Here is a 23,591-nt window from a genome sequence, read left to right as displayed (position 1 = left end):
AAGCCGATTCTGGCGCGGGAAGGAGGAAAAATGGTCGCCAAGAAGACTTACGAAGAACTTCGTTCGGCGCGCTGGATGCTGCCTGACGATCAACGCAGCTTCGGCCACCGCTCGCGCACGATGCAAATGGGCTACGCACCCGAGGATTGGCAGGGCAAGCCGATTATCGCGATCATCAACACATGGTCCGAAGCGCAGCCCTGCCACATGCATTTCAAGGACCGCGTGGAATGGGTGAAACGCGGCATCCTGCAGGCTGGCGGCTTCCCGATGGAACTGCCCGCGCTGTCACTGTCGGAAAACTTCGTCAAGCCGACCACCATGCTTTACCGCAACATGCTGGCGATGGAGACCGAGGAGCTGCTGCGCTCGCATCCCATCGACGGGGCGGTGCTGATGGGCGGCTGCGACAAGACGACGCCCGCACTGGTCATGGGCGCGGTCAGCATGGGGCTGCCATTCATTTTCCTGCCCGCCGGTCCGATGCTGCGCGGGAACTATGCCGGAAAATACCTTGGCTCGGGGACCGACGGATTCAAATACTGGGACGAACGCCGCGCCGGAACGATCAGCAAGGAAGAATGGCAGGGCATCGAAGGCGGCATCGCCCGATCCTATGGCCATTGCATGACGATGGGCACGGCATCCACCATGACCGCGATCGCCGAAGGCATGGGCCTGACTTTGCCCGGCGCATCGTCGATCCCGGCGGCGGATGCCAACCACCAGCGCATGTCGGCGGCCTGCGGGCGCCGCGTGGTCGAGATGGTGTGGGAGGATCTGACCCCCGAAAAGATCATCACCCCGGTTTCCGTGAAAAACGCCGTGACGGTCGCCATGGCCACGGGCTGTTCGACCAATGCGATCATCCATCTGATCGCCATGGCCCGCCGCGCGGGCGTGCCGCTGGAACTGGACGATCTGGACCGCATCGGCCGCACCACGCCCGTCATCGCCAATATCCGTCCCTCGGGCACGGCCTATCTGATGGAGGATTTCTTCTATGCAGGCGGTATCCGCGCGCTGATGAAGCAATTGGGCGACAAGCTGGATTCCAGCGCGATCACCGTGACGGGGAAATCGCTGACCGACGGTCTTGAGGATGTGAAGATCTGGAACGAGGACGTGATCCGTCCGCTGTCAAACCCGGTCTATCACGAAGGCTCGCTGGCGGTGCTGAAGGGCAATCTTTGCCCCGATGGCGCGGTCATCAAGCCCGCCGCCTGCGATCCGAAATTCCATAAGCATACCGGCCCCGCGCTGGTTGCCGACAGCTACCCCGAGATGAAGAAGATCATCGACGACCCGGACTATCCGCTGACCCCCGACACGGTGCTGGTCCTGCGCAATGCGGGTCCGCAGGGCGGGCCGGGGATGCCGGAATGGGGCATGATCCCGATGCCCAAGGCGCTGCTGAAGCTGGGCCTGCGCGACATGGTTCGCATCTCGGACGCGCGGATGTCGGGAACCAGCTTCGGGGCATGTGTGCTGCACGTCTCGCCCGAGGCATTCGTGGGCGGGCCGCTGGCCCTGCTGAAGACCGGCGACATGGTGGAACTGGACATCCCGAACCGCAGCCTGAACATGCTGGTCCCCGATGCCGAACTGGCCGAGCGCCGCGCCGCCTGGGCCGAGCCGGAACGCAAATACGAACGCGGTTACGGCTACATGTTCAGCAAGCATATCGAACAGGCCGACAAGGGCTGCGACTTCGATTTCCTGAAAACCGATTATGGCCGTCCGGTGGACGAGCCGGTGATCAACTAAAGGGGCCAGCACATGCTTTCCGACGAAACCCGCGCCAAGCTGAAAAAGGTTTCCACGGCGTCCATCGCCACGGCGCTTTACAAGCGCGGCCTGCGCAACCAGTTCATTCAGGGCGTCATTCCGGTCGCGCCCAAGGATGAAAACATGGTCGGGCCGGCCTTTACCCTGCGCTATATCCCCGCGCGCGAGGATCGTAACCCGATCACCGTGTTTCGCAATCCCGACCACCCGCAGCGCGTGGCGGTGGAAACCTGCCCGCCCGGCCATGTGCTGGTGATGGACGGGCGCAAGGATGCCCGCGCCGCCACGGCGGGGTCGATCCTGATCACGCGGCTGGCCCTGCGCGGGGCGGCGGGCGTGGTAACGGATGCCGGGATGCGCGATGCCGAAGGCATAGGCAAGCTGGACATGCCTGCCTATTTCGCGAAATCCAGCGCGCCGACCAACCTGACCCTGCACGAGGCGCTGGACATCGACGTGCCCATCAGTTGCGGCGATGCGGCCGTGTTTCCGGGCGACATCATGGTCGGCGACAAGGACGGCGTGATGGTCATCCCGGCGCATCTGGCCGATGAGATCGCCGATGAATGCACCGGCATGGAATCATTCGAGGATTTCGTGCTGGAGCAGGTGCAGGGCGGCGCGGCCATCATTGGCCTTTATCCCTGCACCAAAGAGGAAAACCAGCAGAAATACGACGAATGGCGCGCCCGCACGGGCCGATAAAGCAGGAGGCGACTATGACCTTGCAATCCGCCCTGACTGGTATCTCGGGCATTCTGGTGACGCCTTTTGACGGCAATGACCGTCTGGCACCCAAGCTGCTGCAACCGATCATCGACCGTGCCCTGACCGCGGGCCTGCATATTCCGGTGGTGAACGGCAATACCGGCGAATTCTACGCCCTGACCGTGGATGAGGCCGAGGCGATGGCCCATGAGGTCTGCCAGATGGTTGCGGGCCGCGCGCCGGTCCTGGCGGGCGTGGGGCGTTCGGTGAACGACGCCTGCCGTCTGGCTGCCTCGGCGGCCAAGGCAGGCGCGGCGGGTCTGATGGTGCATCAGCCGCCGGACCCGTTCGTGTCGCCGCGCGGCGTTGTGGAATATCTCAAGCGCGTGTCCGATGCGGGCGACGGCCTGCCCCTGATGCTGTATCTGCGCAACGACGCCATCGGCACCCGTGCGATTGCCGATCTGTGCGCCGTGCCGGGTGTCATCGGCGTGAAATGGGCCACGCCCAACCCCTTGAAGCTGGCCGACGCCATTTCTGCTTGCGATCCGTCAATCATCTGGGTCGGCGGTCTGGCCGAGGTCTGGGCACCCGCGCTTTATGCAGTGGGGGCGCGGGGCTTTACCTCGGGGCTGATCAACATCTGGCCGGAACGTTCGCTGGCGATCCATGCGGCGCTGGAGGGCGGGGATTACGCCCGCGCCCGCGCGCTTATCGCCGACATGGCCCCGTTCGAGGAAATCCGGGCCGAGGAAATGAACGGCACCAACGTCACCGGCGTCAAGGCGGCCCTTGCGGCCATGGGTCAGGATTGCGGCCCGACCCGGCCCCCGGCGGCATGGCCGCTGACACCGGCGCAAGCCGCCAAGATGCAGAGCTTCCTGTCATCGCAGGGTCTGCTGGCTGCCGAACTGACCAACGGCTGATCCGCGAATGCGGGCCAGCCAGCCCCCCGGAGGAGCGGGGGGCATCGCCAGAAAAACCGCGCGACAGCGCATAGGGAGGAAATCGAAGATGTATCTGCGCAAGGCAGCCGCCTGTCTTTCCACCACCATCCTTGCTTTGGGGATCGCCCCGGCCTTTGCACAGGATGCCAACAAGAACGTCACCATCGTTCTGGCCGAAGCGGTCGACATGGTGGAACCCTGCATGGCCGCGCGTCAGGATGTGGGGCGCGTCATCTCGGAAAACGTGAACGAGATGATGATCGAATTCGACTATGTGAACGGCGGGTTGAAGCCGCGTCTGGCGACCGAATGGAGCCAAGTCGATGACGACACATGGGAATTCAAGCTGCGCCCCGGCGTGAAATGGCATGACGGCAAACCCTTTACCGCCAAGGACGTTCAGTTCACGCTGGAACGGAACAAAAGCGACAAGTTCAGCTGCGAAGTCGGCGGCAAGTATTTCGGCAATACCGAATTCAGCTTTGAAATCCCCGACGACAACACCATCCGCATCACCACCAATCCTCCCCAGCCGATCCTGCCCCTGCTGATGACCGTCATGCCGGTGATGTCGGCCGAGGCGACCAATCCCGACGAATATACCCGCAAGCCCATCGGGACCGGGCCTTATGTCTTTTCCGACTGGCAGACCGGTCAGTCGATCACCCTGACCCGGAACGAAGATTACTGGGGCGACAAGCCGCAGGTCGAAAAGGCCACCTATCTGTTCCGATCCGACAGCGCTGTCGCCGCCGCCATGGTCCAGACCGGAGAGGCGGATATTGTGCCGTCCGTCGCGATGCAGGATGCGACGAACCCGGAAACGGATTTCAGCTATCCGAACTCGGAAACCACGTCGCTGCGCATCGACACCCGCGTGGCGCCGATGAACGACAAGCGCGTGCGCGAGGCGATGAACCTTGCCATCGACCGCGAGGCGATGCTGGGCACGCTGTTCCCGGCGGATGCGCAGATCGCCACGCATCTGGTCGTGCCGACGACCATCGGCTACAACCCCGACATTCCGGTCTGGCCCTATGACCCGGACCGCGCCAAGGAACTGATCGAGGAAGCCAAGGCCGACGGCGTGCCTGTCGATACGCAGATCCGCATCATCGGGCGCACCGGCCAATATCCGAACGCGACCGAGACGATGGAAGCGATCATGGCCATGCTGCAGGATGTGGGCCTGAACGTGAAGCTGGACATGTATGACGTGTCGGTCTGGAACAACTATTTCGTGTCGCCATTCGTCGCGGATGCTGGCCCGACGCTGACCCAGTCCCAGCACGACAATGCCACGGGCGATCCGGTGTTCACCGCCTATGTCAAGTGGGGTTCCAAAGGCATCCACTCGATGGTCAACGATCCGACCGTGGATGAGATGATCGCCAAGGCCACCGCTGCGACCGGCGACGAACGCACCAAGCTGTGGCAGGAATTGTTCGCCAAGGTGAACACCGACATCATCGCGGACATCCCGATGTTCCACATGGTCGGCTTTACCCGCGTCAGCCCCCGGTTGGACTTCAAGCCGACCATCGCCACGAACTCGGAACTGCAATTGCAGCAGATCAAGTTCAAGTAAGCCTTGCCGGGCCGGAGCAATCCGGCCCGCCTTACCCATAAAGGATAAGCCATGCCCCTGTTCGACCGCGCCGAATTGCTGGACTTTGCCACGAACCTGCTGACCGCCGCCGGGATGGAGGCCGACAAGGCCGCGACCACCGCCGAGGTGCTGGTCGAAGGCGACATGATCGGCCATGAAACCCACGGCCTGCAACTGATGCACTGGTATATCGAGGAACTGGCCAGCGGTAATCTGAACGGCAAGGGCAGCTATGACATCGTGGCCGACAAGGGCGCGGGCTTTGTCTGGGACGGCCGCCTGCTGCCCGGTGCGTGGCTGTTGACGCAGGCGCTGGATCAGGCCTGCGAACGGGTGGCGACCCATGGCATCGTCGGTGCGGCCATTCGCAACTGTCACCACACCTGCGCACTGTCGGCCTATATGCGCAAGGTCACGGATCGCGGGCTGATCGTGCAGATCTCGGCCTCAAACCCGGCCGCCGCGCGGGTCGCGCCTTATGGCGGGACGAAGCCGGTGCTGACGCCGAACCCGATTGCCATGGGGTTCCCGACCTCGGGCGATCCGATTCTGGTCGATGTGTCATCGTCGATCACCACCACCACGATGACCCAGCTTCTGGCCAAGCAGGGCGAGAAGTATCCCGAAGCTTGGGGCCTGACTGCCCAAGGAGCCCCCACCGACGACCCGCGCGAGATCACCGAACGCGGGGGGTCGCTGATGCCGCTTGGCGGCGCGCTGAAGGGGCACAAGGGCTTTGGTCTGGCGCTGATGGTCGATTTGCTGGGGCAGGGGCTGTCGGGCAAGGGCCGCGCCAATACCGCCGTGCCGGGACCGCTGGCGCAAAGCGCCTTTGTGCAGGTGATCGACCCGGAATTCTTCGCGGGTCTGGGCGCATTCACCGAACAGTCGGACTGGCTGGCCGATGCCTGCCGCACGAACCCGCCCGCGCCATGGACCAAGGGCGCCGTGCGCGTGCCGGGCGACAGCGCATCGCGCAAACGCCGTCAGGCCTTGGATCAGGGCGTGCCGATCGCCGATAACGACCTGACCCGCATGGCGAAACATGCCGACCGGCTGGGCGTCGCGCTGCCGCGTGAACGGGCCACCGCCTGAAGCATGTCCGCCTGACAGGATGCCTGCCTGACAAGCTGCCTGGCGGTCAGAACCGCCAGGTCGCCCCGATGACCGGACCCTGCATCCTTGTGTCGAAGACGTGGCCGTCGTCTTCGTAATCTACGTCCAGTACCCGATACCCGACCGAGATCGAGGCGCTGTCGGTCACGACATAGTTCACCGTCGCCAGCACCGACCAGGTCATGTCCGACCCGACGCCGAAGCCGCCGATATCGGCCTGCCCCTGAACCGACCAGCGGTCGTTGATGGGCGCAAAGGCGCGCAGGCCGACCAGCGGATCGAACCAGCTGAAGCTTTCCTTGAACGTCCGGCTTTGCCCCAGCGCCTTCACGGTCAATTCGTTCGAGACATGCCAGTAGCGCGCGCCCGCAAGCCCGTCCAAGGTCAGGCCGGGCGTGTCGTAGAAGCGATAGCCGCCCTGCAGGGTCAGCATGAATTCCTTGGTATCGACATCGCCGCTGACCGGCAGTCCGGGCGGCACACCCGGCAGCGCGGGCAGGCGGCCTGCCTTGCTGTCGTTGGTGTTGACGAACATCAGATCGCCGGAAAAAACCAGTTTGTCCCTGCGTGCCCAGACGTTCAGGAAACCGCCCAGCTCCAACTCCTCCATCACGTCCGAGAAGTCTTTTTCGACCCCGATGGTCGGACCGCGGCGAAAGGGGGATACGCGACCCTCGATCCCCGTGGCCCATAGGTAGGGCGAAACCTGCACCACCCAGTCCGAGCCTTCGGTTTGCGTGGAAAGCGCCTGACCATGGGCGGCCTGCGCGAAGACCAGTCCCAGAACGGACAAAGTCATGGTTTTCATGTCGTCCCTCATGTCTTGGAAATCAGGCGCTTGCCTCGGCACCGTCCCGCCCGCATAGTGCCCGCGTTCGATCGGATTGTCTTGGCGGAAATTCGGCGTCGAAGCACAAGCATCCGGCAGAATTCGCTTGCGATTCCCTTGTGAAGGATTTCCCGAATGCTGACAGATCGTTCTTTGCCCGCCCTGTTCGCTGCAGTGCTGCTTTGCGGTAGCCTGGCCGCCGCCAGCGTGGCGGATGCCTGCACCCGGCTGGTCTATCTGGGTGCCGATGATCAGGTGGTCACCGCCCGCTCGATGGATTGGAAACTGGACGTGGGCACCAATCTTTGGGTGCTGCCGCGCGGCATTGCCCGCACCGGCGAGGCGGGGCCGAATTCGGTCGAATGGACGGCGAAATATGGCAGCGTCATTGCGACCGGCTATGATGTGTCCACCACCGACGGCATGAACGAGGCCGGTCTGGTCGCCAATATCCTGTGGTTGGTCGAATCGGAATATCCCCAATATGACGGCAAGACGCCCGGCCTCGCGATCTCGCTTTGGGCGCAATACGTGCTGGACAATTTCGCGACCGTGGCCGAGGCGGTGACCGCGCTTGAGGCCGAGCCGTTCACGCTGGTCAGCGACAGCGTGCCGGGCGAAGATCGGCTGGCCACGCTGCATCTGTCGATTTCGGATTCCAGCGGCGACAGCGCGATCATCGAATATATCGGTGGCAAGCAGGTCATCCACCACAGCCGCGATTATCAGGTGATGACCAATTCCCCGATCTTCGAGGAACAATTGGCGCTGAACGAATACTGGAAACAGATCGGCGGCACGGTGATGCTGCCGGGCACCAACCGCGCCTCGGACCGTTTTGCCCGCGCGTCGTTTTACGTCAACGCGATCCCCAAGACGGAAAACGCGGTCGAGACGCTGGCCAGTGTCTTTGGCGTGATCCGCAATGCCTCGGTTCCGTTCGGGATCAATACGCCGGATCAGCCCAACATCTCCTCGACCCGCTGGCGCACGGTCGCGGATCACAAGCGCAAACTGTATTTCTTCGAATCCGCGCTGACGCCGAACACCTTCTGGGTCGATCTGAACACGCTGGACTTTGCCGAAGGGGCAAAGGTGCTGAAGCTGGATCTGGGCCCGAACCAGACCAACACGTTCTCTGGCGTCGCAAATGCGAATTTCAAGGAAGCCGAGCCGTTCAAGTTCCTGGGCCTGTGAACGAAGACCTGTGAACGAAAAAGGCCCCCGTTGCGGGGGCCTTTCCATTCGGCTGCGGGATGGATCAGAAATCCATCTTCACGCCCAGCGTGACCGTGCGGCCGGGGGCGTAAAGCGGGTTGATGTCGCGCGCCAGCGCGCCGTTGCGGAACACGTCTCGTTCGCCATAGCTGGACCGTTCGTAGTAATTGCGGTCGAACAGGTTATCGATGCCCAGATGCACGACGATGTTTTCGTAGTTCTGCGGGCGCCATTCACCATAGACGTTCACGACCGTATACGAGCTTTGGTCGTAAAAACCGCCCTCGCCATTCACGTAATCGCCCTTCAGCTTGTCGGCCCATTCCACAGAGCCGCCGACCTTCAGGTTGTACTGCGCGAATTCCTGATCGACGAACAGGGTGGCCGTCTTTCCGACCGGAACCGCGACGCCGCCCGCAGCAATGACATCTTCGCCGCCCTGCGTCACGTCCGCCTTGGTAAAGCTGCCGCCCACGCGACCCGAACCCCAGCTATAGGTGCCCTGAAGGGTGAAACCCTTGCTGCGATATTCATCGACATTGCCCAGATAGGGCGAACCTTCGTCGGGGAAGATGAATTCGCCCATGTTCTTCAGACGGGTGTCGAAGAAGGTCAGGTTGCCGGTCCAGTTGTCCTGATTGGCGTTCAGGCCCAGCTTGATGTTGCGCGCCGTCGAAGGCTCAAAATCGCTGGCGGTGTAAAGGTCCGAGCTGCGCGCGTGCAGCAGCGCGTATTCGCCAAAGCGATAGCCCAGCCAGGTATGCGAGGCACCTGCAAAGACTTCGTAGCCCTCGGCGAATTCATAGGACAGGGCGCCGTTCACGCTGGCGCCGGTGTCGCTGACCCGATCGCCGTTCCAGTCGGTGAAGCGGTGGTGATCGACGCGGGCGCCGGTGGACAGGTCGATGCCGTTTTCGAATTCGAAGCGACCCTGCACGAACGCGCCGATCTGCATCGTCTCCATGGTCCAGTAACGGCGGTCGGTGTCGCCGTAATTGTCCACGTCATAGTCGTTGTAAGCCCAGTCGATCCCCGAGGTGATATTGCCCGGACCCATCGTATAGGTGTTCTGGATTTTGCCGCCGATGGTGCGGTTCTTCAGCTTCATGTCACCGTTGATGTCGCCGGGCACATAATCCGGGCGGTCATACTTGTTCTCGGTGACATATAGCATCGCCTCGGGATCCCAGGCGTCGGTGGGCGCGGTCGAGCTGTATTTGAGGCTGACCGAATTGCGCGTGACCGTCAGCGGATAGACCAGCTTGTCCGCGTTCAGGTCCATGTTCATCTTGGTGGTGCGGTCGCCGTCATCTTCGGTGTGATCGACGGCCAGTTCGATGCGGTGGCCCTCGGCCTCATAGCCCAGCTTGACCAGCGCGCCGCGGGCGCCCGGTTCGGTCCCGGCGATTTCGTAGCCGTCGCCGTTTTCATAGTTCTTGCCGTCGGTGCCATGCACCATCGCGAACCAGTCAAAGCCGCCATAGACGCCGTAACCGGCCAACGAGGCAGAAAGCCCGCGCCCGTTCGTGCCATAGGACAGGCCGACGCGACCGCCCTGCGTGCGACCGTCGGTCAGCAGGTCTTTGGCGCCCACGGTTTCATACCGCACCGCACCGGCAGCAGCACCAAAGCCCGTATCTGCGGCGGCAGCACCTGCCTCGACCGTGACGGCTTTCAGGAAGGCCGGATCGACCACGTTCGAGCCGGTATGGTGCCAGCTTGTCGGACCCTGCGGCACACCGTCCACGGTCACGGCCAAAGCTGACTGCTCCAGCCCGAAAACATGGATGCGCTTGGACGGACCCGCGCCGCCCGAGACGCTGATGGCCGAGTCGCGGGCGAACAGTTCGGACACATCGGCAGGCTGCATCGCCTCGATGTCTTCGGCGCTGACGGATACGCCGCCGGTCGCCTCGACGTTTTCCTGACCGTTGGCGATCAGTGTGATCGGCGACAGCACGACAGTGCCCGGCGCAGCCCCGGTTGCCAGATCCTGCGCGGAAAGCGCGGTCGCCAGCGCCAGCGTGGATACACCGGCCAGCGCAAAAATCATTCCATTCTTCATGTTTGCCCCTCGTCTCCCAAATGGGTCGCGCGATTTATCGACCGCTTGTCGGCGACCACAAGTATTTTACTCAGGATTTCTCTCTTTATGTTGACAGTAATGCTAAGGATTGTTGCATGAATGTCGCATTTGTTAATTGGACAAGCCCGATCCGCTGCGGCCAAGAAGGGCTGGCGCGGGTCGGGCAAAAGCGGTTAATCCTCGGGCCATCCTGTCCAAGCCGCAGCCGGAACCCAGATGAGCATTCACCTTTATCAAAACGACCTGCCGGACGATCTGGACCTTGGCCCTGTTGTCGCCATCGATACGGAGACCATGGGTCTGGACATGCGCCGCGACCGTCTGTGCCTTGTGCAATTGTCGTCGGGCGACGGATCGGCGCATCTGGTGCAGATCGCGCGGGGGCAGCGCAAGGCGCCGAACCTGTCGCGGCTGTTGGCCGATCCCAAGGTGCTGAAGCTGTTCCATTACGGTCGTTTCGACATTGCCGCGCTTGAAGCCGCCTTCGGCACGGTTACCACCCCTGTCTGGTGCACCAAGATCGCCAGCAAGCTGATCCGCACCTTTACCGACCGCCACGGCCTGAAATACCTGCTTAGCGAGATGGTCGGCGTCGATATTTCCAAGCAGCAGCAGACCAGCGACTGGGGCGCCGAGGCGCTGACGGACGCGCAACTGGAATATGCCGCCTCGGACGTGCTTTACCTGCACAAACTGAAAGCCGAGCTGGAAAAGCGGCTGGAGCGTGAAGGCCGTATGGGTCTGGCGCAGGCCTGTTTCAACTTTCTTCCCGCCCGTGCCCATCTGGACCTGATGGGTTGGGGGGATGAAAACGACATCTATCGCCACTAAGTGACCGGGATGAGCGCATATCTTGATACCGCCCGTCGGGTGATCCTGACCGAGATCGATGGCCTGACGCAGCTTGCGGCCGGGCTGGACGACAGTTTCGAACGTGCCATCCGCACGATCCTTGATGCCAAGGGGCGTGTCGTCGTCTCGGGCATGGGGAAATCTGGCCATGTGGGCCGCAAGATCGCGGCGACGCTGGCCTCGACCGGAACGCCCGCGCAATTCGTCCATCCTGCCGAGGCCAGCCATGGCGATCTGGGCATGGTCACGGAAAACGACGTGGCGCTGGTTCTGTCGAATTCCGGCGAAACGCCCGAACTGGCCGATCTGATCGCCCATACCCGGCGTTTCAGCATCCCGCTGATCGGCGTGGCCAGCCGTCCGCAATCGACGCTGCTGCGGCAGGCGGATGTGGCGCTGGTGCTGCCCGCCGCCGCCGAGGCTTGCGGCACGGGCATCGTGCCCACCACCTCGACGACCATGACGCTGGCGCTTGGCGATGCGCTGGCCGTCGCGCTGATGGAGCACCGCAAGTTCACGCCCGAACATTTCCGCACCTTCCATCCCGGCGGCAAGCTGGGCGCGAAACTGTCGCGGGTTGAGGATCTGATGCACCGCGACATTCCGCTGGTCGATGAAAACGCGCCGATGTCAGATGCGCTGCTGGTCATCAGCCAAAAGGGTTTCGGCGTCACTGGCGTCACCGACGGCGCGGGCAATCTGACCGGCATCATCACCGACGGCGACTTGCGCCGCCACATGGACGGACTGCTGGGTCACAAGGCCGGCGAGGTGATGACCCGCAACCCGCGCAGCATCGGCCCCGAAAAGCTGGCCGAGCAGGCCCTGGCTGAAATGCAGGCCCGCAAGATCACCAGCCTGTTCGTGCTGGATGGGACGCAGCCTGTGGGCCTGCTGCATATCCACGACTTTTTGCGCACCGGGATGGTCTAGGTCATGCTGCGTTCGCGGATCGTCGCATGGCTACGGGTGATCCTGCCGCTGACGGCGCTGGCGCTTTTGTCGGTGCTGTTTCTGCTGGGTCGCAAGCCCGAACCCGATGCGACGATCCCCTATGCCAATGTCGATCCGCAGGAACTTGCGGAACGTCAGGCGGTGACCAATCCGACCTATACCGGCGTCACCAGCAACGGCTCAGAACTGACGATCTCGGGGGCCGAGGCCGTGCCGGGCAAGAATTCCGGCGAAGGCAGCGTGTCCACCGTGCGCCTGACCCTGCGTGCACAGGACGGACGCGCAGCGGATGTCAGCGCCGGCAGCGCCGAGTTGAAGGACGATCAGGTGACGCTGGGCGATGGCGTGCGGATGACCACCGCCGATGGCTGGGTGGTGACCGCGCCGCAATTCGACGCCTCGATCGCCGAAGGCACGCTGCGCGCCGACCGCGAGGTGAATGTTCGCGCCCCCTTTGGCGATCTGACGGCAGGACAGATGGAATTGCGCCCTACTGAGCCGGGAAATCCCGATCACATTCTTGATTTGAAGGGCGGAGTCCGGTTGATATACCGCCCATGATCCGCCCGGTTATTCCCCCGGAAATCCGGCGGGTCCACAGCGGCTGAAAGGAAGCAACATGATCCGCACCGGACTTCTGTCCCTTTCGCTGTCGCTTGCGCTGGCCATAACGGCCCATGCGCAGACCCAGACCGGCTTCGGTTCCGCGCAGGACGTCAGCGCCCCGGTCGAGGTGACGGCGGATTCGCTGCAGGTCGATCAAAAGACCGGGCTTGCGACATTCTCGGGCAATGTCCTGATCGGGCAGGGCGCGATGCGCCTGTCCGCCGACCGTGTGACCGTGACCTATGCACAGGGCAACGCGCAAAAGATCAGCAACCTGCGCGCCGAGGGCAACGTGACCCTTGCCAGCGGTCAGGACGCGGCCGAGGCGAAGGCCGCCGATTACGACGTCGCTTCGGGGAATGTCGTGCTGACGGGCGATGTGCTGCTGACACAGGGCCGCAACGTGCTGGCGGGCGAAAAGGTGACGGTCAATCTGGAAAGCGGCACGGCCAACGCCTCGGGGCGGGTGCGCAGCGTGTTGCAGCCGGGGGCGAACTGATGGCCGCTGATTCGCCGCAGACCGGCCTGCGCGTGCGCGGTCTGCGCAAATCCTATCGCAATCGTCCGGTCATCCGCGAAGTCGGCCTGACGCTGGACCGGGGCGAAGTGGTGGCGCTGCTGGGTCCGAACGGATCGGGCAAGACCACCTGCTTTTACTGCGTTGCAGGACTTGTCGCGCCCGATAGCGGTCAGGTGATGATCGACGGGCAGGACGCCACGGCCTTGCCGATGTATCGCCGCGCCCAAATGGGAATCGGCTATCTGCCGCAGGAAATGTCGATCTTTCGCGGACTGACGGTCGAACAGAACATCACCGCCGTGCTGGAACTGGTCTGCCGCGATGCCCATCACCGACGTGAGCGTCTGGAAAAGCTGCTGGGCGAATTTTCCATCGAACATCTGCGCAATGCATCCGCCATGGCGCTGTCGGGCGGTGAACGTCGCCGGGTCGAAATCGCGCGCTGCCTTGCCTCGAATCCGTCATATTTGCTGCTGGACGAACCTTTTGCAGGCGTCGATCCGATCGCGGTCGGTGAGATTCGCGGACTGGTCCATGATCTGAAAAGCCGCGGCATCGGCGTGCTGATCACCGATCACAATGTGCGCGAGACGCTGGAAATCGTTGATCGCGCTTACATTCTTCATGATGGCCACGTTCTGAAATCCGGCACCACCGCCGAGATCGTCGAAGATGCGCAGGTCCGCCGCGTCTATTTGGGCGAAACCTTCCGAATGAACTGACCGCGAGCGATTGGCTCGGGGGCGTTGACAGACGGCCAACCCTGTCACCAAATGTATATATGGCGGGCAGATAACAGCCCGTCGATGACCCCGGCTTCGCCGCCAGGGCGGTGTCGAGTCAAGGCCGGGCAACCGAAAGGACGGACCAACATGCGCTACCAGATCAGTGGAAAACAGATCGACATCGGCGAGGCTCTTTCCACCCATGTCCAGACAGAGATCGGGACGACGGTGGATAAGTATTCCCAGCGCCCGACCGATGCGACCGTGATATTTTCCCGCAATGCGCATGAATTCATCTGCGATGCCGTCGTGCATCTGTCCACCGGACTGAACGTGCAGGCCAAGGGTGCCTCGACCGAGGTCTATGCCGCCTTTGAGCAGTGCAAGGAACGGATGGACAAGCAGCTGCGCCGTTACAAGCGCCGCCTGAAGGATCACCACAAGGACCGGGTCGAGCCGGTTGCCTTTGAACAGGCGGGCATGTATGTGCTGGCCGCCGACGAAGATGAATGGGAAACGCAGGACGACGGCCTGCAACCCATGATCATCGCCGAGATGGAGACCCGCGTGCCCACCCTGTCGGTGGGCGAGGCGGTGATGCAGATGGAACTGTCCGGCAGCCCGCTGCTGGTCTTCCGCAATGAGAAACATGGGGGCGTCAACGTCGTCCATCGTCGCGACGATGGCAACGTGGGCTGGATTGATCCCCGCAACTTGAGCTAGGCTGCATTACGGACAGTCTGGTTGAATGAAATGTCCCGGTCACGCTTTGCGCGGCCGGGGCTTGGATAATTTCGGGCGACATGCAGATCAGCGATATTCTATCACCCTCCGCCGTGCGGACGATGACGCAAAGCACCAGCAAAAAGCGGTTGTTTCAGGAAATCGCTGAACAGGCCCGCAGCGTCTATGGCGTCGATGCGACGCAGACGCTGGACGCGCTTCAGGAACGGGAATCGCTGGGTCCGACGGGCGTGGGCCATGGTGTGGCGCTGCCCCATGCCCGGCTGCACGGGCTGGACCGCGTGGTCGGCCTGTTTCTGCGTCTGGAAAAACCACTGGATTTCGACGCAGTGGACCGCCAGCCTGTCGATCTGATCTTTGCCCTGCTTGCCCCCAAGAATTCCGGCGTCGATCACCTCAAGGCGCTGGCGCTGGTGTCGCGGACGCTGCGCGATCAGGAATTGCGCGGCAAGCTGCGCGCGAACGAAGACCCGGTGACGCTGCACGCGATCCTGTCCGCCGCTCCGGGGATCAAGGCCGCCTGAAGGGGTGAAATCCGCGCCGCGGGATGCTATAACTGCCTCTCGGTTGGGAGGAACCGTTATGGCAAAGCATATTATCGACAGCACGCATCAGACCGGCCAGGGCCGAGTCGAGAATTTTACCCGGCAGGAACGCGAGGAAGGGCTGCACCCCGCCATCGTGACGCTGCATTCCCGCCCCAAGGATCGGGGCGAAACAGACCGCCGGGTCACAGAATTCACCCGCATCGAGCGCGGCCGGACCACCTGACCCGGCTTTGAAATGCGAACCGGCCGCACCCGTGATGGGCGCGGCCGGTTTTTTCATTCGGGGTGGGCTTGGGTCAGGCGCGGACCAGCGTTTCGTAATCGGCGGCGATGTCGCGCGTCACCTGACCGATCTGGAAATGCCAGTCGTCACCGATCTGCGCCACCGGCGTCACTTCGGCGGCGGTGCCGGTCAGGAAGCATTCCTGAAAGGCCGACACCTCCTCCGGCAGGATGTGGCGTTCATGGACGGTGACGCCCTTGTCGCGCAGCAGCTGGATGATGGTCTGACGGGTGATGCCGTTCAGGAAGGCATCGGCCAGCGGGGTATGCACTTCGCCGTCTTTGACAAAGAAGACGTTGGCGCCGGTCGCCTCGGCCACATAGCCGCGATAATCCATGAACAGCGCGTCCGAGCAGCCCTTGGCTTCGGCGGCATGCTTGGACATGGTGCAGATCATGTAAAGGCCCGCAGCCTTTGCGGCGGTCGGAATGGTCATCGGGCTGGGACGCTGCCATTTGGCGATGTCCAGTTTCGCGCCCTGCCATTTGGCATCGCCGTAATAGCTGCCCCATTCCCAGGCCGCGACAGCCATGCGGACCGGGTTGCGCGCTGCGGACACGCCCATATCCTCGCCCGAGCCGCGCCACATCACGGCGCGGACATAGGCGTCCTTGAAGCCATTGGCGTTCAGCACCGCTTCCTTGGCTGCGTCGATTTCTTCGGCGGTATAGGGCGACTGCATGTCCAGCAGACGTGCCGATTCGATCAGACGCAGCGAATGTTCGTGACCCTTGAAGATCTTGCCGCTGTAGCAGCGCTCGCCCTCGAATACCGAGCTTGCGTAATGCAGGGCATGGGTCAGAATGTGGATATTGGCATCGCGCCAGTCCACAAGCTTCCCATCCATCCAGATTTTGCCATCACGATCGTCGTAAGCGCCTGCCATGTTTCCCTCCGGCCGGTCTGTTTTTCGGATTGTTGCGCAGGATCGTTAGCTTCCGCAAATAAAATTGCGCAACTTGGTGCCACGGCTATCTATTAATGATTGGAAAGTCAACAAGCCTGACGTAATAAGAATTAGGCATCACGGGGAAATCATGCAAAACAAGATCGGCATAGCACCCAGCGGCGGCGAAAACCTGCTTTTTCTGACCGATGACCAGTTGCGTCGGGGGATCGAGGCGATGTTTTTTGCCTATCGCGCCTTTACCGCCGATCCCGATCTTATCCTTGCGGAAATGGATTATGGCCGCGCCCATCACCGGGCGCTGCATTTCGTCAATCGCGAACCCGGCCTGACCGTCACCGCGCTTCTGGATGTGCTGGGCGTGACCAAGCAATCGCTGAACCGCGTGCTGCGCACGCTGATTGATGACGGGCTGGTGGAAAGCCGCGTGGGTCGTCGCGACCGCCGCGAACGCCAGCTTTTTCTGACGGACAAGGGCAGCGCGCTGGAACGCCGCCTGTCGGAAACCCAGCGTGCCCGGATGCGCGCGGCTTACCGCACGGCGGGGCCGCAGGCGGTGGCGGGTTTCCGTCAGGTGCTTGAGGCGATGATGGACCGTGATACTCTGCGTCAATACAAGGCGTTGAAGGATTTGACGGAACCCAAATGACCGAAGCCCAGCCGCTGGCCCACATCCTCGTCGTCGATGATGATGAACGTATCCGCACGCTGCTGCGCCGCTTTCTGATGCGCAGCGATTTTCTGGTGACGACGGCGCGGGACGCAGCCCATGCGCGGCGGCTGCTGTCGGGGCTGGATTTCGACCTGATCGTGCTGGACGTGATGATGCCGGGCGAAGACGGGTTTTCACTGACCCGCGATCTGCGCAAACGCATGACGACGCCGATCCTGCTGCTGACCGCCAAAGGCGAGACGCAGGACCGCATCACCGGCCTTGAAAACGGCGCCGACGACTATCTGGCGAAACCGTTCGAGCCGCGCGAGCTTTTACTGCGCATCTCGGCCATTCTGCGGCGTGTGCCGGCGGCTGAAAATCGTGGCCCGAAATTTCTGTCCATCGGTCATCTGCGCTATGACGCCGACAAGGGTGAGCTTTGGCAGGGCGATGTGCCCCTGCGGCTGACGGGGACAGAACAGGCGCTGCTGAAACGTCTGGCCGATACACCGCGCCAGCCTGTCAGCCGCACCGAGCTGATCGAGGATCTGGGCCGCAGCCCCGCTGAGGAACCCGGCGAGAATTCTGAACGCGCTATCGATGTTCAGATCACCCGCCTGCGCCGCAAGATCGAACCCGACCCCAAGGAGCCGCGCTATCTGCAGACGGTGCGTGGCACGGGTTACATGCTGGTCCCGGACTAGGGGCGCCGCGCGGGTTGCAAGCTTGCATTTGGGTATTTGCAGAACTGAGAAGCCCGCAAATGTCCCGCTTGATTGAAGGATACGCGCATAGCTTATGGCGCTGGACGCATGAAAAAGGGGCCCGAGGGCCCCTTATCCGTTATGCCAGTGCGCCGTGGCAATGCTTGAACTTTTGCCCCGAACCGCAGGGGCAGGGGTCGTTGCGCGATGGGTTGCCCCAGGTGGTCGGGTCGGTTTCGTCGAAACCATGCACGCGGCTGGAAACCTCGCCGCCCTCGGCCTCTTCGTGTTCGGGCTGCATATGGGCTTCGGTATCGGCTTGCTGCTGCTGATACTGGCGCATCATGTCTTCGCGTTCGGCATCGGTCAGCGGGCGGATGCGGGCAAGTTGCTGCGTCACATCGAAGCGCAGGCCGTCCAGCATCGATTCGAAAAGCTGGAAGCCTTCGGTCTTGTATTCTGACAGCGGGTCGCGCTGCGCATAGCCGCGGAAGCCCACGACCGAACGCAGATGTTCCAGCGTGATCAGATGTTCGCGCCACTTGGCGTCGATCTGTTGCAGCAGCACCTGTTTTTCGATCTGGCGCATGTTTTCATCGCCGAACTGTTCGGCCTTTTGCGACATGTAGGTATCGACCGATTGCTGGATGCGTTCGCGCATGGCGTCCTGATCCACCCCGTCCTCGGCGGCCCATTCGGCAAGAGGCAGGTCCATGTTCAGCCGATCGATCACCGCAGCCTTCAGGCCGTCGGTGTCCCACTGTTCGGCATAGGTGCGGGGCGGCAGGTATTCATCGACCAGATCGTCCACGACCTGCGCGCGCATGTCGCCCGCGACCTCGGCCACTTCCTCGGTATGCATGATTTCCAGACGCTGGCTGAAGATCGCCTTGCGCTGGTCATTCATCACATCGTCGAATTTCAGCAATTGCTTGCGGATGTCGAAGTTGCGGCCTTCGACCTTAGCCTGCGCGCGTTCCAGCGATTTGTTGACCCACGGGTGAACGATCGCCTCGCCGTCTTTCATGCCCAGCGTGGACAGAACCTTGTCCAGACGTTCCGAACCGAAGATCCGCATCAGGTCATCTTCCAGCGACAGGAAGAACAGCGAACGGCCGGGGTCGCCCTGACGGCCCGAACGGCCGCGCAGCTGGTTGTCGATCCGGCGCGATTCGTGGCGTTCGGTCGCCAGCACGAACAGGCCACCCGCATCCAGCACTTCCTGCTTGGTGGTGGCGTGCTCGGCCTCGATCCGGCTGCGCAGGTCGTCGGGATGGGCGTCGGGATCGGCGGCCAAAGCCTCCATCACCTTCATTTCGACATTGCCGCCCAACTGGATGTCGGTGCCGCGACCGGCCATGTTGGTGGCGATGGTGACGGCGCCCAGCTTGCCGGCCTCGGCGACGATATAGGCTTCGCGTTCGTGTTCGCGGGCGTTCAGGACGTTGTGCGGGATGCTGGCCTGATTCAGCAACTGCGACAGCATTTCCGATTTTTCGATGCTGGTGGTGCCGACCAGAATCGGCTGGCCCTTGGCATGGGCTTCCTTGATCGCTTCGATCACGGCGGCATATTTCTCGGCTGCCGTGCGGTAGACGCGGTCGTGTTCGTCGATGCGCTGGATCGGGCGGTTGGTCGGAACCTCGACCACGCCCAGCTTGTAGATTTCCGCAAATTCCTCGGCCTCGGTCGCGGCAGTGCCGGTCATGCCGCCCAGTTTCGCGTAAAGGCGGAAATAGTTCTGGAACGTGACCGAGGCCAGCGTCACGTTTTCGGGCTGGATCGTCACGCCCTCTTTCGCCTCGATGGCCTGATGCAGGCCATCGGAAAGGCGGCGGCCCTTCATCATGCGGCCGGTGAATTCGTCGATCAGCACGATTTCGTCGTCGCGGACGATGTAATGCTGGTCGCGCATGAACAGCTTATGCGCGCGCATCGCCTGATTGACGTGGTGCACGATGGTAGTCGATTCCGGGTCGTAAAGCGTCTGGTCGTTGGGCAGGATGCCGGCCGCTTGCAGACGCTTTTCAAGGAATTCGTTGCCTTCCTCGGTAAAGGTGGCGTTGCGGGACTTTTCGTCCAGCTTGTAATGCTCGGGGACCAGTTCGGGCATGAAGGCGTCGATGGTCTTGTAAAGTTCCGACCGGTCCTGTGACGGACCCGAGATGATCAGCGGCGTGCGCGCCTCATCGACCAGAATGCTGTCCACCTCATCGACGATGGCGAAGAAATGACCGCGCTGGACCATCTGGTCGATCGAGCCCTTCATGTTGTCGCGAAGGTAGTCGAAGCCCAGTTCGTTATTCGTCGCATAGGTCACGTCGGCCTGATAGGCGTTCCGCTTTTCCAGATCGTCCTGAAACGGATAGACGACGCCCGTGGTCATGCCCAGATGGGCGAAGACCTTGCTCATCCAATCGGCGTCGCGCTTGGCCAGATAGTCGTTGACCGTGACGACATGCACGCCCTTGCCTGCAAGCGCGTTCAGATAGGCCGGGAAGGTCGCGACCAGTGTCTTGCCTTCGCCGGTCTTCATTTCGGCGATATTGCCCTGATGCAGGAATATCCCGCCCATCAGCTGCGTGTCGAAGGCGCGCAGACCCAGCGCACGGCGCGCACCTTCGCGGCAATTCGCAAAGGCTTCCGGCAGCAGCTTGTCCAAGCTTTCGCCGCCCTGCGCACGACCCTGCAGTTCGCGCGTCTTGTCGATCTGCTCTGCGTCGGACATGGCGCGGAACTTTTCTTCCAGCGCGTTGATCTGGGCCACCAGCGGGCGGACCGATTTCACCTTGCGGTCGTTGGGCGTGCCAAAGACCAGTTTAGCCAAATTTCCGATGCCGAGCATTTGAGCCTTTATCGCGTATCTGTGGGCGCGCAGGACAATCCGCCCACTTGCCGCCACCATTCGCCTTGCCCTATCAAAAGGGCCGGAAAACGGCGACGGGCGCGCATTTTCGGTTGGGCCGGATGTATGCCCCGGATGCTTGCCTGTCAATGTTTACGCCAGTTCACCCTTGCGTGGACGCGCCTTTAACGAACCAGTCCCAGGAAGGGGAAAACCATGCTGAAACCGCTTCTCGCCGCTACGGCGCTGGCCGCCGCTTTGTCCGGCACGGCATTCGCGCAGGACGCCGATACGGTCGTTGCCACGGTGAACGGTGAAACCATCACGCTGGGCCAGCTGATCGCCATGCGTCAGGGGCTGGACCCGCAGACCACGCAGGGGCTTCCCGACACCGCGCTGTGGGATCTGATGCTGGACCAGATGGTGCGCCAGACCGCCGTGGCGCAGGCCGCCCAGCCGCTGAGCAAACGCGACACCGCCGCGCTGGAAATCGAAAAGCGCGCCTATCTGGCGGGTTCGGTTCTGGAAAAGGTCGCCGGTGCCGAACCGACCGAGGCAGAGCTGAAGGCCGCATATGATCAGGCATTCGGCGGTCAGGCAGAACCCAAGATCGAATACAACGCCGCCCATATCCTTGTGAAAACCAAGGAAGAGGCCGAGGCGATCGAGAAGCAGCTGAAAGACGGCGGCGATTTCGGTGCCATCGCGGCCGAGAAATCGACCGATCCCACCACTGGCCCGAACAAGGGCGATCTGGGCTGGTTCCAGCCCGATCAGATGGTCGCTCCCTTTGCGGATGCCGTGAAGGCGCTGAAAAAAGACGAGGTTTCCGCCCCGGTCGAAACCCAGTTCGGCTGGCATGTCATCAAACTGATCGACCAGCGTGAGACACAACCCCCGAAATTCGATGAAATCAAGGATCAGCTTGCAGTTCAGGTCCGCCGTGACAAAGTGCAGGCGGAAATCGAAAAGCGCGTGGCCGAAGCCAAGGTCGAAAAGACCGAGGGCCTCAGCCCCGACCTGTTGGGCAAGACCGAGCTTCTGGGGGAATGATCATGCCGAAGTCCGACAAGAAGGATAAGCTCTCGGATGCCGAGAAGCTGAAGTCCCTGAAAAAGAAAATGAAAAAGCTGAAGGCTGCCGCGGATGCAGCCGCAGCCCCCATCGGCACGCGCGTCGAGGCGGTGACCAAGGCGGTCGTCGCCAAGACGACCAAGAAAGCCAAGGCGGTGTCGCCGCTGGCCCCGGAAAGTTTCCCGGAACTGCCGGTCATCGCGGGCGCGGAATTCGCCGCCGGTGCGGCGGGCGTCAAATATCAGGGCCGCACCGATGTGATGCTGGTGCGTTTGGCGGCAGGCACGGCGATTGCCGGGGCCTTCACCAAATCCTCGACCCGCGCGGCCAGCATTCTGGATTGTCAGGCCAAGCTGTCGGGCAAGCAGGAAACCGGGCAGGGCGCGGCGATCATCGTGAACTCGGGCAATGCCAACGCATTCACCGGCAAGAACGGCCAGGAATCGGTGGACAAGGTGACTGGCGGCGTCGCATCTGCGCTGTCGATTCCGCGTGACCGCGTGTTTTCGTCCTCGACCGGCGTTATCGGTGAGCCTCTGCCTGCCGAGCGGATCACTGCGGTGATTGGTCAGCTGGCCGGGAAGCTGGATGCGGGCGGCGCTGCCGATGCGGCGCAGGCCATCATGACCACCGATACCTTCCCCAAAGGCGCCACCGCTAGCTTCGAAGCCGAGGGCGGCACGATCAATATCGTCGGCATCGCCAAGGGGTCGGGCATGATCGCGCCCGACATGGCGACGATGCTGGTCTATATCTTCACCGACGCCAAGATTGCGCCCGAGATGCTGCAAAAGCTGCTGAACGGCCAGCTTGCCAGCACCTTCAACGCGATCACGGTGGACAGCGACACCTCGACCTCGGATGCGCTGATCCTTGCGGCGACGGGGAAAACGACGGCCCAGCCGATCACCGATATGCGTTCCGCGCCCGCCCGCCGCTTTGGCAAGGCGCTGGGTCAGGTGATGATGGATCTGGCGCATCAGGTCGTCCGCGACGGCGAAGGCGCGACCAAGTTCGTCGAGGTGCAGGTCACCGGCGCGGCCAACAACAACGACGCGCATCGCGTGGCCATGGCGATTGCGAATTCGCCGCTGGTCAAGACCGCCATCGCAGGCGAGGACGCGAATTGGGGCCGCGTGGTCATGGCGGTCGGCAAGTCCGGCGCGCAGGCCGATCGCGACCTGCTGACCATCCGCTTTGGCGATATGGTGCTTGCCGAAAACGGCTGGCGCGCGCCCAGCTATGATGAAGCCGCAGCCAGCGCCTATATGAAGCGCGACCATCTGGTCGTGGGCGTCGATCTGGGGCTGGGCCGTGGCAAGCGCACGGTTTGGACCTGCGACCTGACGCATGGCTATATCGACATCAACGCGGATTATCGCTCGTGAAGATGGTTCTGGTCGCGGCCGTCGCGTTGGTTGATAAGGATGGCCGCATCCTGCTGGCACAGCGCCCCGAGGGGAAATCCCTTGCGGGCCTGTGGGAATTTCCCGGTGGCAAGGTCGAGCCCGGCGAGACGCCCGAGGCCGCTCTGATCCGCGAATTGCACGAAGAACTGGGGATCGAAACCTGGTCGTCGTGCCTGGCACCCCTTACTTTCGCCAGCCACGCCTATGAAAACTTTCATCTTTTGATGCCGCTATATGTCTGCCGGAAATGGGACGGCATCCCGACTCCGCAAGAGGGGCAGACCCTGACATGGGCAGATGCATCAAATTTGAGCAATTACCCTATGCCGCCTGCCGATCTGCCCTTGATCCCGATCCTCCGACAGTGGATATGAGGCTTATCCACCACAGAACCGCGCCCTAATTCACATTCTGCCGGTCTGTTACACATTCTTAGTTAACTTTTAACGATTTTGTGGCAATTC

23 protein-coding genes are annotated in these 23,591 nt (G+C 62.3%); 19 read left to right on the top strand and 4 right to left on the bottom strand.

The annotated features are described in order from the left end of the window. The first annotated feature begins 30 nt into the window (after nucleotides 1-30). From araD to FN835_RS13815, 5 genes are all read left to right on the top strand, one after another. Nucleotides 31-1,767, top strand: a complete 1,737-nt coding sequence (araD, locus tag FN835_RS13835; RefSeq protein ID WP_142663822.1) for an L-arabinonate dehydratase — start codon at nucleotides 31-33, stop codon at nucleotides 1,765-1,767. Nucleotides 1,768-1,779: 12 nt separating this feature from the next. Beyond that, nucleotides 1,780-2,493 (top strand): ribonuclease activity regulator RraA, encoded by a 714-nt coding sequence (locus FN835_RS13830; RefSeq protein ID WP_142663821.1) that lies wholly within the window; start codon nucleotides 1,780-1,782, stop codon nucleotides 2,491-2,493. Between the two features lie 14 nt (nucleotides 2,494-2,507). Continuing rightward, nucleotides 2,508-3,422 carry a dihydrodipicolinate synthase family protein gene (locus FN835_RS13825; RefSeq protein ID WP_142663820.1) on the top strand — a complete coding sequence of 305 codons (915 nt, stop codon included), beginning with the start codon at nucleotides 2,508-2,510 and terminating at the stop codon, nucleotides 3,420-3,422. A gap of 88 nt (nucleotides 3,423-3,510) precedes the next feature. Then, the gene (locus FN835_RS13820) at nucleotides 3,511-5,031 is read left to right on the top strand and encodes an ABC transporter substrate-binding protein (RefSeq protein ID WP_142663819.1); all 1,521 of its coding nucleotides are present in this window, start codon (nucleotides 3,511-3,513) and stop codon (nucleotides 5,029-5,031) included. Nucleotides 5,032-5,082: 51 nt separating this feature from the next. After that, nucleotides 5,083-6,147: an Ldh family oxidoreductase gene (locus FN835_RS13815; RefSeq protein WP_142663818.1), complete on the top strand. Its 1,065-nt coding sequence runs from the start codon at nucleotides 5,083-5,085 to the stop codon at nucleotides 6,145-6,147. Nucleotides 6,148-6,193: 46 nt separating this feature from the next. Here FN835_RS13815 and FN835_RS13810 read toward each other — a convergent pair whose 3' ends face one another. Continuing rightward, nucleotides 6,194-6,976 carry a porin family protein gene (locus tag FN835_RS13810; protein ID WP_142663817.1) on the bottom strand — a complete coding sequence of 261 codons (783 nt, stop codon included), beginning with the start codon at nucleotides 6,974-6,976 and terminating at the stop codon, nucleotides 6,194-6,196. 156 nt (nucleotides 6,977-7,132) lie between these two features. Here FN835_RS13810 and FN835_RS13805 point away from each other — a divergent pair, with 156 nt between their 5' ends. Next, the gene (locus FN835_RS13805; protein WP_142663816.1) at nucleotides 7,133-8,194 is read left to right on the top strand and encodes a linear amide C-N hydrolase; all 1,062 of its coding nucleotides are present in this window, start codon (nucleotides 7,133-7,135) and stop codon (nucleotides 8,192-8,194) included. Nucleotides 8,195-8,258: 64 nt separating this feature from the next. On the opposite strand, the gene FN835_RS13800 is transcribed toward FN835_RS13805, so the two are convergent. Then, nucleotides 8,259-10,280: a TonB-dependent receptor domain-containing protein gene (locus FN835_RS13800; RefSeq protein ID WP_142663815.1), complete on the bottom strand. Its 2,022-nt coding sequence runs from the start codon at nucleotides 10,278-10,280 to the stop codon at nucleotides 8,259-8,261. A gap of 237 nt (nucleotides 10,281-10,517) precedes the next feature. Here FN835_RS13800 and FN835_RS13795 point away from each other — a divergent pair, with 237 nt between their 5' ends. From FN835_RS13795 to FN835_RS13760, 8 genes are all read left to right on the top strand, one after another. Continuing rightward, entirely contained in the window at nucleotides 10,518-11,132 is a 615-nt protein-coding gene (locus FN835_RS13795; protein ID WP_142663814.1) for a ribonuclease D, read from the top strand. 9 nt (nucleotides 11,133-11,141) lie between these two features. After that, nucleotides 11,142-12,086 (top strand): KpsF/GutQ family sugar-phosphate isomerase, encoded by a 945-nt coding sequence (locus FN835_RS13790; protein WP_142663813.1) that lies wholly within the window; start codon nucleotides 11,142-11,144, stop codon nucleotides 12,084-12,086. Nucleotides 12,087-12,089: 3 nt separating this feature from the next. Next, the gene (locus FN835_RS13785; protein ID WP_142663812.1) at nucleotides 12,090-12,668 is read left to right on the top strand and encodes an LPS export ABC transporter periplasmic protein LptC; all 579 of its coding nucleotides are present in this window, start codon (nucleotides 12,090-12,092) and stop codon (nucleotides 12,666-12,668) included. A gap of 58 nt (nucleotides 12,669-12,726) precedes the next feature. After that, nucleotides 12,727-13,212, top strand: coding sequence for a lipopolysaccharide transport periplasmic protein LptA (gene lptA / locus FN835_RS13780; protein WP_142663811.1), 486 nt, complete (start codon nucleotides 12,727-12,729; stop codon nucleotides 13,210-13,212). Continuing rightward, nucleotides 13,212-13,955, top strand: a complete 744-nt coding sequence (lptB, locus tag FN835_RS13775) for an LPS export ABC transporter ATP-binding protein (protein ID WP_142663810.1) — start codon at nucleotides 13,212-13,214, stop codon at nucleotides 13,953-13,955. The genes lptA and lptB overlap by 1 nt, the downstream gene beginning before the upstream one ends. Before the next feature lie 150 nt (nucleotides 13,956-14,105). Further along, nucleotides 14,106-14,681, top strand: a complete 576-nt coding sequence (gene hpf / locus FN835_RS13770; protein ID WP_142663809.1) for a ribosome hibernation-promoting factor, HPF/YfiA family — start codon at nucleotides 14,106-14,108, stop codon at nucleotides 14,679-14,681. A gap of 80 nt (nucleotides 14,682-14,761) precedes the next feature. Continuing rightward, nucleotides 14,762-15,226 carry a PTS sugar transporter subunit IIA gene (locus FN835_RS13765; protein ID WP_142663808.1) on the top strand — a complete coding sequence of 155 codons (465 nt, stop codon included), beginning with the start codon at nucleotides 14,762-14,764 and terminating at the stop codon, nucleotides 15,224-15,226. A gap of 58 nt (nucleotides 15,227-15,284) precedes the next feature. Next, nucleotides 15,285-15,473 carry a hypothetical protein gene (locus tag FN835_RS13760; protein WP_142663807.1) on the top strand — a complete coding sequence of 63 codons (189 nt, stop codon included), beginning with the start codon at nucleotides 15,285-15,287 and terminating at the stop codon, nucleotides 15,471-15,473. A gap of 73 nt (nucleotides 15,474-15,546) precedes the next feature. Here FN835_RS13760 and FN835_RS13755 read toward each other — a convergent pair whose 3' ends face one another. After that, the gene (locus FN835_RS13755) at nucleotides 15,547-16,419 is read right to left on the bottom strand and encodes a branched-chain amino acid aminotransferase (RefSeq protein ID WP_142663806.1); all 873 of its coding nucleotides are present in this window, start codon (nucleotides 16,417-16,419) and stop codon (nucleotides 15,547-15,549) included. Between the two features lie 151 nt (nucleotides 16,420-16,570). Here FN835_RS13755 and FN835_RS13750 point away from each other — a divergent pair, with 151 nt between their 5' ends. Further along, the gene (locus FN835_RS13750) at nucleotides 16,571-17,089 is read left to right on the top strand and encodes a MarR family winged helix-turn-helix transcriptional regulator (RefSeq protein ID WP_142663805.1); all 519 of its coding nucleotides are present in this window, start codon (nucleotides 16,571-16,573) and stop codon (nucleotides 17,087-17,089) included. After that, on the top strand, nucleotides 17,086-17,799 hold the full coding sequence (locus FN835_RS13745; protein WP_142663804.1) for a response regulator: 714 nt from the start codon (nucleotides 17,086-17,088) through the stop codon (nucleotides 17,797-17,799). The genes FN835_RS13750 and FN835_RS13745 overlap by 4 nt, the downstream gene beginning before the upstream one ends. 139 nt (nucleotides 17,800-17,938) lie before the next feature. On the opposite strand, the gene secA is transcribed toward FN835_RS13745, so the two are convergent. Beyond that, a complete protein-coding gene (secA, locus tag FN835_RS13740) occupies nucleotides 17,939-20,644 on the bottom strand; it encodes a preprotein translocase subunit SecA (RefSeq protein WP_142663803.1) in 2,706 nt (901 codons plus the stop codon). A 216-nt stretch (nucleotides 20,645-20,860) separates the two neighbouring features. On the opposite strand from secA, the gene FN835_RS13735 reads away from it, so the two are divergent. Genes FN835_RS13735 through mutT form a run of 3 tightly spaced genes read left to right on the top strand, consistent with a single transcriptional unit; the run spans nucleotide 20,861 to nucleotide 23,501 of the window. After that, nucleotides 20,861-21,697 (top strand): peptidylprolyl isomerase, encoded by an 837-nt coding sequence (locus tag FN835_RS13735; RefSeq protein ID WP_142663802.1) that lies wholly within the window; start codon nucleotides 20,861-20,863, stop codon nucleotides 21,695-21,697. Between the two features lie 2 nt (nucleotides 21,698-21,699). Beyond that, nucleotides 21,700-23,106, top strand: coding sequence for a bifunctional glutamate N-acetyltransferase/amino-acid acetyltransferase ArgJ (gene argJ, locus FN835_RS13730; protein WP_142663801.1), 1,407 nt, complete (start codon nucleotides 21,700-21,702; stop codon nucleotides 23,104-23,106). Further along, a complete protein-coding gene (gene mutT / locus FN835_RS13725; protein ID WP_142663800.1) occupies nucleotides 23,103-23,501 on the top strand; it encodes an 8-oxo-dGTP diphosphatase MutT in 399 nt (132 codons plus the stop codon). Before argJ ends, mutT begins: the two co-directional genes overlap by 4 nt. Nucleotides 23,502-23,591: the final 90 nt, after the last annotated feature.

It is taken from the genome of Paracoccus laeviglucosivorans, assembly GCF_900182695.1.
GTDB classification, from domain to species: domain Bacteria; phylum Pseudomonadota; class Alphaproteobacteria; order Rhodobacterales; family Rhodobacteraceae; genus Paracoccus; species Paracoccus laeviglucosivorans.
Note: the sequence above shows the minus strand (reverse complement) of the source record. Positions and strands in the feature narration are given on the sequence as shown.

Bases quoted from the DNA above. Each gene is read 5' to 3' on its own strand.
- araD (WP_142663822.1), top strand. From the start codon at position 31: ATGGTCGCCAAGAAGACTTACGAAGAACTTCGTTCGGCGCGCTGGATG.
- FN835_RS13830 (WP_142663821.1), top strand. From the start codon at position 1,780: ATGCTTTCCGACGAAACCCGCGCCAAGCTGAAAAAGGTTTCCACGGCG.
- FN835_RS13825 (WP_142663820.1), top strand. From the start codon at position 2,508: ATGACCTTGCAATCCGCCCTGACTGGTATCTCGGGCATTCTGGTGACG.
- FN835_RS13820 (WP_142663819.1), top strand. From the start codon at position 3,511: ATGTATCTGCGCAAGGCAGCCGCCTGTCTTTCCACCACCATCCTTGCT.
- FN835_RS13815 (WP_142663818.1), top strand. From the start codon at position 5,083: ATGCCCCTGTTCGACCGCGCCGAATTGCTGGACTTTGCCACGAACCTG.
- FN835_RS13810 (WP_142663817.1), bottom strand. From the start codon at position 6,976: ATGAAAACCATGACTTTGTCCGTTCTGGGACTGGTCTTCGCGCAGGCC.
- FN835_RS13805 (WP_142663816.1), top strand. From the start codon at position 7,133: ATGCTGACAGATCGTTCTTTGCCCGCCCTGTTCGCTGCAGTGCTGCTT.
- FN835_RS13800 (WP_142663815.1), bottom strand. From the start codon at position 10,280: ATGAAGAATGGAATGATTTTTGCGCTGGCCGGTGTATCCACGCTGGCG.
- FN835_RS13795 (WP_142663814.1), top strand. From the start codon at position 10,518: ATGAGCATTCACCTTTATCAAAACGACCTGCCGGACGATCTGGACCTT.
- FN835_RS13790 (WP_142663813.1), top strand. From the start codon at position 11,142: ATGAGCGCATATCTTGATACCGCCCGTCGGGTGATCCTGACCGAGATC.
- FN835_RS13785 (WP_142663812.1), top strand. From the start codon at position 12,090: ATGCTGCGTTCGCGGATCGTCGCATGGCTACGGGTGATCCTGCCGCTG.
- lptA (WP_142663811.1), top strand. From the start codon at position 12,727: ATGATCCGCACCGGACTTCTGTCCCTTTCGCTGTCGCTTGCGCTGGCC.
- lptB (WP_142663810.1), top strand. From the start codon at position 13,212: ATGGCCGCTGATTCGCCGCAGACCGGCCTGCGCGTGCGCGGTCTGCGC.
- hpf (WP_142663809.1), top strand. From the start codon at position 14,106: ATGCGCTACCAGATCAGTGGAAAACAGATCGACATCGGCGAGGCTCTT.
- FN835_RS13765 (WP_142663808.1), top strand. From the start codon at position 14,762: ATGCAGATCAGCGATATTCTATCACCCTCCGCCGTGCGGACGATGACG.
- FN835_RS13760 (WP_142663807.1), top strand. From the start codon at position 15,285: ATGGCAAAGCATATTATCGACAGCACGCATCAGACCGGCCAGGGCCGA.
- FN835_RS13755 (WP_142663806.1), bottom strand. From the start codon at position 16,419: ATGGCAGGCGCTTACGACGATCGTGATGGCAAAATCTGGATGGATGGG.
- FN835_RS13750 (WP_142663805.1), top strand. From the start codon at position 16,571: ATGCAAAACAAGATCGGCATAGCACCCAGCGGCGGCGAAAACCTGCTT.
- FN835_RS13745 (WP_142663804.1), top strand. From the start codon at position 17,086: ATGACCGAAGCCCAGCCGCTGGCCCACATCCTCGTCGTCGATGATGAT.
- secA (WP_142663803.1), bottom strand. From the start codon at position 20,644: ATGCTCGGCATCGGAAATTTGGCTAAACTGGTCTTTGGCACGCCCAAC.
- FN835_RS13735 (WP_142663802.1), top strand. From the start codon at position 20,861: ATGCTGAAACCGCTTCTCGCCGCTACGGCGCTGGCCGCCGCTTTGTCC.
- argJ (WP_142663801.1), top strand. From the start codon at position 21,700: ATGCCGAAGTCCGACAAGAAGGATAAGCTCTCGGATGCCGAGAAGCTG.